This is a genomic window from Streptomyces sp. SID4985, from assembly GCF_009863025.1.
Taxonomy (GTDB): Bacteria; Actinomycetota; Actinomycetes; order Streptomycetales; family Streptomycetaceae; genus Streptomyces.
The window spans coordinates 1-8,923 of the sequence record NZ_WWIR01000264.1; the positions used below are offsets into that span (position 1 = coordinate 1).

An 8,923-nucleotide genomic window follows, 5' to 3' on the forward strand; every position below is an offset into this window, starting at 1 on the left:
AGCGAGGAGTAGAAGGTGCGGCGCAGGGTGTCCCCGCCACCGCCGACGTGGACGGTGCCGAGCCGCCGCTCCCAGTCCGCGCGGGCCCGCTGCCGCACCGTGTCGAACGAACGGCCGCCCTCCGCACGGAGGTTGAGGGCCGCGCCGCGCGCGTCCACGTACGACAGGGCGGTGGTCGCCTCCACGGTGCGGTCCCGCGTGGTGTCGAACCGTACGTACGCCCCGCCCGTCCCCGTCTTCGCACCCTCGGTCACGGTGGAGCCGGTCCACGTGCCGTGCGCGGTGAACGGGCGACTGAAGCGGGTGATCGTGTAGACGGTGTACGGCCCGGTGTCGCGGCAGAAGCCGTGGCCGCCGATCCGGGTGCGTACGGTGCGGTGGTCCAGGATCTCGACCTCGCTGCCACCCGGTTTGTGCAGCGACTGGGCCGCGTTGAGCAGGACGTTGGCCTTGGTGGTGGCCGGGAAGGTGTAGCGCTGGACGCCGGTGCGGGCGGTCGCGGTCAGCTCGGCGCGGATGCCGGAGTCGAGGCCGACGCGGTAGTAGCCGGGGCTGGCCTCCTCGTCGGCGTGGCGGAACCCGGCGGCGTAGCGGGCGTAGTCGGTGGAGGTCACGTCGCCGGTGGTCGGCAGGACGGGCAGGTCGCCGCCGATCGCGCAGCCGACGCCGGAGAGATGGACCAGCGAGAAGCCCCGGATACGGCTCTGCCCGTAGTCGTAGCCGGTGCGGTGGCCCGTGTCCGGGGAGAGCTGGACCATGCCGAAGGGGACGGTGGCGCCGGGGAAGGTGTTGCCCTCGTTCTGGCTTCCGATGAAGGGGTCAACCAGGTCGGTCAGGTGGCCGTCGGCCCACGCGGCAGTGCCGGGAGCACCTGCGGGAGCACCTGCGGGCACGCCTGCGACGGAACTTACGGCGGAACTCGCGGCGGGGCTCTCGGTGGGGTTCGCGACCAGCGCGGACGCTGCCAGCACTCCGGCCAGGCACAGCCGGGTACGCCGGGTCCGTCTCATGGAGGGCCTCTCGGGGTTCGACGTCGTTGCCTGCATCGTGCGGGTCGGACGACGTGAACCCGGGCATCCCGGGCGGAATGTGTCGGCGCGTCGCGCGGCTGGTCGCGCGGGGAGCGGGGGTCAGGACACCAGTTGCCCCTTCCCCAACGCGATGACCCCGCCCTTCGAGACGGTGTACAGCTCGGCGTCCCGCTCCGGGTTGACCCCGATGGTCGCGCCCGGCGGAACCTCCACGTTCTTGTCCAGTACGGCGCCCCGCACCACCGCGCCCCGGCCCACGCGCACGTTGTCGTGCAGCACCGAGCCCTGGACGACCGCGCCCGGGTCGATCCGCACCCCCGGCGAGAGCACCGAGCGGGTGACCTGGCCCCGGATCAGGCAGCCCGCGCTGATGATGGACTCGCTCGCGATGCCGCCCGCGTTGAAGCGGGCCGGGGAGAGCTGGCCCGAGTGGGTGTAGATGGGCCACTGGCGGTTGTAGAGGTTGAACGCCGGGCGCTCGGCGATCAGGTCCATGTGGGCGTCGTAGTAGGCGTCGAGCGTGCCCACGTCGCGCCAGTAGCCCTGGTCGCGGCTGGTCTCGCCGGGCACGTGGTTGTCGCCGAAGTCGTAGAGCTGGGCCTCGCCCCGGCCGGTGAGCTGGGGCAGGATCGAGCCGCCCATGTCGTGCACGGACTCCTCGTCCTCCGCGTCCCGTTGGAGCGCCTCGATCAGGACCTTGGTGGTGAAGATGTAGTTGCCCATCGAGGCGAACACCGAGGCCGGGTCGTCGGCGAGGCCGGGCGGGTCGGCGGGCTTCTCCAGGAAGCGCTGGACCGTACGGCCGTCCGAGCCCGGGGTGATCACACCGAACGACGAGGACTCCGCCCGGGGCACCCGCATACCGGCCACCGTGACACCCGCGCCGCCCTCGATGTGCTGCCGGAGCATCTGCCGGGGGTCCATACGGTAGACGTGGTCGGCGCCGAACACCGCGACGTACTCGGGCTGTTCGTCGTGGACCAGGTTCAGCGACTGCAGAAGCGCGTCGGCGCTGCCCAGGAACCAGCGCGGGCCGAGCCGCTGCTGCGCCGGGACCGGGGTGACGTAGTTGCCGAGCAGGCTGGACATCCGCCAGGTGGTGGTGACGTGCCGGTCGAGCGAGTGCGACTTGTACTGGGTGAGCACGCAGATGCGCAGCACGTCGGCGTTGACGAGGTTGGACAGCACGAAGTCGACCAGCCGGTAGGTGCCGCCGAAGGTGACCGCGGGTTTGGCGCGGTCCGTGGTGAGCGGCATCAGCCGCTTGCCCTCCCCGCCCGCCAGGACGATCCCGAGTACCGAAGGTCCCCCTCGCCGCATGGCCACTCCCCTCACCGTGGATGAACCCATGGATGCCCCCGCACCGGGGGGACTAAGCCTGCGCGAGGATCTCCCCGTACAGCGCCGCCGTGCGCCGGGCCACCGCGTCCCAGCCGAACTCCGTTGTCGCGCGCACCCGTCCGGCCTCGCCCATGCGGGCGCCCGCCGCCGGATCGGCGAGCACGGTGTCCAGGGCGCGGGCGAGGTTCGTCTCGAACTCCCCGTCCACGTCGACCAGTAGGCCCGTGCGCCCGTCGTCGACGACCTCGGGAATCCCGCCGGTCCGGGAGGCCACCACGGGGGTGCCGCAGGCCATGGCCTCCAGGTTGACGATGCCCAGCGGCTCGTAGACGGACGGGCACACGAACACGGCCGCGTGGGTGAGGAGTTGGATGACGTCCGCGCGCGGCAGCATCTGCGGGATCCACAGCACGCCCGCCCGCTCCGCGCTCACCTCCTGGTACAGCTCGCGGAACTCCCGGTCGATCTCCGGGGTGTCGGGCGCGCCCGCGCACAGCACCACCTGCACGTCGGGGTCGATCCGCCGTACGGCGCGCAGGAGTTGGGGTACGCCCTTCTGGCGGGTGATCCGGCCGACGAAGAGGACGTAGGGCCGCTCGGGGTCAACTCCGTTGCGGACCAGGGCCTCTGTGCCCGGATCGGGGCGGTACAGACCGGTGTCGATGCCGTTGTGGATCACGTGGACGCGGGCCGGGTCGAGTGCCGGGTAGCAGGCGAGGATGTCGTCGCGCATCGCGCCGGAGACGGCGATCACGGCGTCCGCCGCCTCGATCGCGGTGCGCTCGGCCCAGCTCGACAGGGCGTATCCGCCGCCGAGTTGCTCGGCCTTCCAGGGGCGCAGGGGCTCCAGCGAGTGCGCGGTCACCACGTGCGGGACGCCGTACAGCAGCTTGGCGAGGTGTCCTGCGAGGTTGGCGTACCAGGTGTGCGAGTGGACGAGGTCGCGGCCCTCCAGGGCGGCGGTCATGGAGAGGTCCACGGAGAAGGTGCGCAGCACGTCGTTGGCGTCGTCCAGGGCGGGCCAGGGGCGGTGGCGTACGACGCCGGTGCTGCGGCCCTCGCCCCAGCAGTGCACCTCCAGGTCGACCAGCTGGGACAACTCCCGTGCCAGGAACTCGACATGGACGCCCGCGCCGCCGTACACGTCCGGGGGGAACTCCCGGGTCAGCAGTCCCACTCGCACCGGACAACCCCCTGGATTCGGCGGCAGGTTCCCTCATGGTCACCCAGAAGCGGCGCGCGGGGAAGAGCCCGGCACCCGTGTGAAGCAGCAGTCTCCGCAGACCCCGCCGCCGGGGACACGGTAGTAGAGGCAGCAGCTGCGGCGGCGGAACGCGGTCCCGGCACGCACTCCGGTACCGCGCAGCGGAGGCCGGGCGAACAGGGCGTCGGTGAGGGCGGCGGCTCGCTCGGCCACGTCTCTGCGGCCGTTCGCCCGTGCCCAGTGGTCCAGTTGGCGCGCTGCTCCAACCAGCGCCGAGGCCGCGTTGCCCCACAGCAGCCCGGCCGCGATCCCGTACCGGGCTCTCAGGGTGTCCCCCAGGGGTTCGAGGTGGGCGCGCAGGACGGTGTCCGCGACGGTGTCCGCGTCCCCGGGCAGCGGGCGTACGCCGGTGAGCCACAGGTCGTCGGGGGCGGACGCCGTGGCGTCCCAGTGGAGCGGGGCCAGGTCGGGGACCTCGCCGTACAGCGCGGCGCAGGCCAGCGCGGGTGACCACAGCCGGGCGGCGAGGCCCTGTTGGGCGATGGAGGCGCGGACGCGGGGCTCGGTCGTGCGGAGGCGGTCGCCGATCAGGGCGACGCGGGCGTCCAGGGCGTCCAGGGCGTCCGGTTGAACGCCGGGGGCGGCCGTCCCGTACACCTGCGTGAGGAGCTGTCCCGGCGGACGGGCGCCCTCCGGGAGCGTGCGCAGGGCGAAGAAGCCGCCGAGCGGGCGCAGTGCGGTGAGGTCGGGATCGAGGGCCACGTCCGCACTTGTATCAGGGCCGGCTCGGGGTCGGACGTCAGGGCGGAGTCAGGGCAGGGCGGGCGAAGTCACCCGCCTCGGGGATGATCGGGAGGCTTTCGTACTCCATCGGCAGTAGGACGCATCGCGTGCTCAGGGACGACGACTTGGGGCGCGCGGTGGGGCAGAGTTGCGCCCATGGAAGCCAGCCGCGCGCCGCGCAGGGTCCAGCGGACCCATTTTCGAGGGAGCCGTTCATGAGCGCCCTCGCGCTGTCCGTCCTGTTGTCGTTCGTGTCCGCCGTGGCGTACGCGGGCGGCGCCCTCGCGCAGGAGCGGGTCGCGGTGTCCTGCCCCGACGCCCGGTTCCTGCCGCTGCGCCGGGCCGGCTGGTGGGCGGCGCTCGGACTGAACGGGCTCGGCGCCGTGCTGCACGTCGTCGCGCTCGCCTACGGCCCGCTGAGCCTGGTCCAGCCGCTGGGCGCGCTGACCATCGTCTTCGCGCTGCCGATGGCGGTGCTGTTCGTGGGCCGTCCGACGGGGGCGGCCGCCTGGCGCGGTGCGGTCATGGCGACGGCGGGGCTCGCGGGGCTGCTCACCCTGGTCGGCTCGGCCGAGGCGCACAACCTGGACCCGGCCCGGCGCATGGCCGTCGCGCTGGTGACCGGCGGGGTGGTCGTGGCGCTGATGGTGGCGGGCCGCGCCGCGCACCGCAGTCCGGCGGTGCGCGGGGTGTTCCTCGCGGCGGGAGCCGGTACGGCCTTCGGCATGGGGTCGGTGTTCACGAAGACGGTCGCCGTCGACTGGAGCGACGGCCCCGGCCTCGGCGATCTGACCTCGCTGGCGCTGATCGGCGCGTTCTCGGCGGCGGGCGTGCTGCTCTCCCAGGCGGCCTACCGGGGCGGCGGCCTGGCCGCTCCCCTGGCCACGCTGACCGTGGTCAACCCGGTGCTGGCGGCGGTGGTGGGCATTCTGATGTTCGGCGAGACGTTCCGCCACGGCACGACGGGCACGATGCTCGCGCTGGCGTGCGGGGCGGTCACGGCGGGCGGGCTGATCCTGCTGACGACGGAGCGGCCGGAGGCGGAGCAGGACGCGGAAGTGCCCGCGGCGCGGGCGGAGCTGTCCGAGGCGCGCACCGAGGGCCTGCTGTCGGTGGATTTTCCGGTGGACGCCGTCAAGCTGCTGCCCGCACCCCGGCGCGCCGAGGCGCTCGTACCGGACGTGGACGCCATACGCGGACGTGAGGGACGCGCCGCCTGAACGGTTCGCGGGAGCGGTGGAACGTCGTACGGCCCGTCGGGCCCGGCCGGAACGGCCGGGCCGCGCTCAGAGCCTGACGCCGTGTGACCTCAGGAACCCGAGCGGATCGACGTCCGTGCCGAAGTCGGGGCCCGTCCGCACCTCGAAGTGCAGGTGCGGGCCCGTCACATTGCCGGTCGCGCCGGACCGGCCGACGCGCTGCCCCATGGCCACGTTCTGCCCGGCCCGTACGGCGATCGCGGACAGGTGGGCGTACTGCGTGTACCGGCCGTCGGCGTGCCGGATGACCACCTGGTAGCCGTACGACCCGCCCCAGCCCGCCGCCACCACGTGCCCGGCGGCGGCCGCCCTCACCGAGGTGCCGGTGGGCACCAGGAAGTCGACGCCCGTGTGGTAGCCCTTCGACCAGTGGGAGCCGCCCGCGCGGTAGCCGGTACCGACGGCGGCGCTGACCGGGGCCATGAACCCGCTCGTGGACGCGGGATGCGCGGCGGTCTTGTGGGTGGGGGCTTTGGGCGCGGGCGCCTTGTGCGTGGGGGCCGTGTGCTCGGGAGCCCTGGGCGTAGGCGCCTTGTGCTCGGGAGCCCTGGGCGCGGGGGTCCGGTGTTCCGGAGCGGCCTTCTTGCGCGCGGGCTTGCTCTCCGGGGTCGTCGTACGGGCGGCCGTACCGGAGCCGGGCCGCAGGCTGAGCCGCTGACCCGGCAGGATCAGGTCCGGATCGGTACCGATGGCCGCCCGGTTGCCCGCGTACAGCCCGCGCCAGCCGCCGCGCACGTCGTGCTCGTCGGCGATGCCGGAGAGGGTGTCGCCGTGCACGACCGTGTACATCTCGGCGCGGCCCGCACGGGACTGGGGGATGGCCTGCGGGCTCACGTCGTGCGCCTTCTCGCTCCGCGCGGGGCGGACGGGGGCGCTTTCGGCGCGGGCCGGGGTGGCGTCGGTGCGGTCCTGGGCGTAGGCCGGGGCTCCGCCCCTGGTGAGCCCCGCCCGTACCGAGCAGACGGGCCACGCGCCCGGCCCCTGTCCGTCGAGGACCTTCTCGGCGACGGCGATCTGCTGCTCGCGGGTGGCCAGGTCGGCGCGGGGCGCGTAACGGGTGCCGCCGTACGCCTCCCAGGTGGAGCGGGTGAACTGCAGCCCGCCGTAGAAGCCGTTGCCCGTGTTGATGTTCCAGTCGCCGCTGGACTCGCAGGCGGCGACCTTGTTCCAGGTGGAGGAGGCGGCCGCGTCGGCGGTGCCGGCGGCGACCAGCGGGATCGCGAGTCCGGCGCCTCCCGCCGTGACGGTGAGTGAGGCCCGGTTGATCCTGCTGGGCTGGTACCGGCGATGCCGGCCGCGTACGGCCATCTCCGCAATCCCCTCGACATGTGCCAGGAGGGGCAAAAGTAAGCGTGGGGAACAGGCCGTGACAAGAGGGGAATCCGGCCGAAGTCGGCGGCCGATTCGCCCCTTGTGGGCGTTTTCTGATGGGGTGAAAGGAGCCGCCTCTCCTGGCACGGCGGTGCCCTCCGCAGCGGATTTCGCCCTACGCTCCCGTGAACTGAGCCGAGGGGCGCCTCCCGTCCGTAAACATGCGTGGCGGGCCGGATGTGCGCCCGCCGGGGCGGCGCGACAGGATGGGCCGCGAGGCCCGCACCGACGGAGCCGCACACCACGATTGCAGCTAGGGAGCACGGTATGAGCAGTTCAGCGCAGATCGGCGTCACCGGCCTCGCGGTCATGGGCCGCAACCTGGCCCGGAACTTCGCGCGCAACGGCTACACGGTCGCCGTGCACAACCGCACGGCGTCGAAGACGCGTGAGCTGGTCGAGGAGTTCGGCGGCGAGGGCGAGTTCGTCCCGGCCGAGACCGCGAAGGAGTTCGTGGAGGCCCTGGAGCGCCCGCGCCGCCTGGTCATCATGGTGAAGGCCGGTGAGCCGACGGACGCGGTGATCGAGGAGTTCGCGCCGCTCCTGGAGCCCGGCGACATGATCATCGACGGTGGCAACGCGCACTTCGCGGACACCCGGCGCCGGGAGCGGGAACTGCGCGAGCAGGGCATCCACTTCGTCGGTACGGGCATCTCCGGCGGCGAGGAGGGCGCGCTCAACGGCCCGAGCATCATGCCGGGCGGCTCGGTGGAGTCGTACGACTCGCTGGGCCCGATGCTGGAGAAGATCTCCGCGAAGGCGGCCGACGGCGCCCCCTGTGTGACGCATGTGGGCCCCGACGGCGCCGGGCACTTCGTGAAGATGGTGCACAACGGCATCGAGTACGCCGACATGCAGCTGATCGGTGAGGCGTACCAGCTGCTGCGCGACGTCGCCGGGTACTCCCCAGCCGAGATCGCCGACATCTTCCGCACCTGGAACCGGGGCCGCCTCGACTCCTACCTGATCGAGATCACCGCCGAGGTGCTGTCCCACGTGGACGCGGAGACCGGCAAGCCGTTCGTGGACGTGGTGGTCGACCAGGCCGAGCAGAAGGGCACCGGCCGCTGGACGGTCCAGATCGCCCTCGACCTCGGCGTCCCGGTCTCGGGTATCGCGGAGGCGGTCTTCGCCCGCTCGCTCTCCGGCCACGCGGCGCTGCGCGAGGCCTCGCGCGACCTGGCGGGCCCGAAGCCGACGCCGCTGAGCAAGGAAGAGGCGGCGGCCTTCGCCGACAAGGTGGAACAGGCGCTCTACGCCTCCAAGATCGTCTCCTACACCCAGGGCTTCCACGAGATCGCGGCGGGCAGCGCGGAGTACGACTGGGACATCGACCTCGGCGAGGTCGCCTCGATCTGGCGCGGCGGCTGCATCATCCGCGCGGCCTTCCTCGACCGCATCCGCGCCGCGTACGACGCCCGCCCCGACCTGCCGTCCCTCCTGTCCGACGAGACCTTCGCCCGCGAGATCGCCGAGGCCCAGGACGACTGGCGCGAGGTCCTCGTCGCCGCCACCCGCCAGGGCGTCCCGGCCCCCGGCTTCGCGGCGGCCCTCGCGTACTACGACGCGCTGCGGGCGGATCGCCTGCCGGCGGCTCTGACCCAGGGCCAGCGGGACTACTTCGGCGCCCACACCTACCGGCGCGTGGACAAGGACGGCTCGTTCCACACGCTGTGGGGCGGGGACCGGGCGGAGGTCCGGGCGTAGGTGACGTGTGGAGGGGGCGGCAGTCGCTGAGGTTGCCTGGCCCCCTCCGAGGTGAGGGGAGCCGGGCCGGGCCTCTCACTCCTCCGGCGTGAGCGGCGGCCCCGGCTCCGGGTTCGGCACGGGCTCGGGGCCCGGCGGAACGGGAGACGGGGACGGCCCCGGCGGCACGGGGGACGGCGGCGGGACCGGCTCGGGGCTCGGAGGCACGGGCGGCACGGGTGACGGCG

The 8,923-nt window shown here is 73.2% G+C and carries 7 protein-coding genes; 2 read left to right on the top strand and 5 right to left on the bottom strand.

The features are described 5' to 3' along the window. The 4 genes from GTW40_RS10935 to GTW40_RS10950 form a co-directional block, all read right to left on the bottom strand. The coding region (locus GTW40_RS10935) for a glycoside hydrolase domain-containing protein (protein WP_202485701.1) at positions 1 to 1,010 on the bottom strand (1,010 nt) is incomplete at its 3' end. 120 nt (positions 1,011 to 1,130) lie between these two features. Then, entirely contained in the window at positions 1,131 to 2,351 is a 1,221-nt protein-coding gene (glgC, locus tag GTW40_RS10940; RefSeq protein ID WP_161179973.1) for a glucose-1-phosphate adenylyltransferase, read from the bottom strand. 52 nt (positions 2,352 to 2,403) lie between these two features. Continuing rightward, positions 2,404 to 3,555, bottom strand: a complete 1,152-nt coding sequence (glgA, locus tag GTW40_RS10945; RefSeq protein ID WP_161179974.1) for a glycogen synthase — start codon at positions 3,553 to 3,555, stop codon at positions 2,404 to 2,406. A 39-nt stretch (positions 3,556 to 3,594) separates the two neighbouring features. Continuing rightward, entirely contained in the window at positions 3,595 to 4,338 is a 744-nt protein-coding gene (locus tag GTW40_RS10950) for a (2Fe-2S)-binding protein (RefSeq protein ID WP_161179975.1), read from the bottom strand. A 236-nt stretch (positions 4,339 to 4,574) separates the two neighbouring features. Here GTW40_RS10950 and GTW40_RS10955 point away from each other — a divergent pair, with 236 nt between their 5' ends. Then, positions 4,575 to 5,579 (top strand): DMT family transporter, encoded by a 1,005-nt coding sequence (locus GTW40_RS10955; RefSeq protein WP_161179976.1) that lies wholly within the window; start codon positions 4,575 to 4,577, stop codon positions 5,577 to 5,579. Positions 5,580 to 5,645: 66 nt separating this feature from the next. On the opposite strand, the gene GTW40_RS10960 is transcribed toward GTW40_RS10955, so the two are convergent. After that, the gene (locus GTW40_RS10960; RefSeq protein WP_161179977.1) at positions 5,646 to 6,926 is read right to left on the bottom strand and encodes a transglycosylase family protein; all 1,281 of its coding nucleotides are present in this window, start codon (positions 6,924 to 6,926) and stop codon (positions 5,646 to 5,648) included. 330 nt (positions 6,927 to 7,256) lie between these two features. Between GTW40_RS10960 and gndA the strand changes: the two genes are divergently transcribed. Continuing rightward, entirely contained in the window at positions 7,257 to 8,696 is a 1,440-nt protein-coding gene (gene gndA, locus GTW40_RS10965) for an NADP-dependent phosphogluconate dehydrogenase (protein WP_161179978.1), read from the top strand. The last annotated feature ends 227 nt before the right edge of the window (positions 8,697 to 8,923 follow it).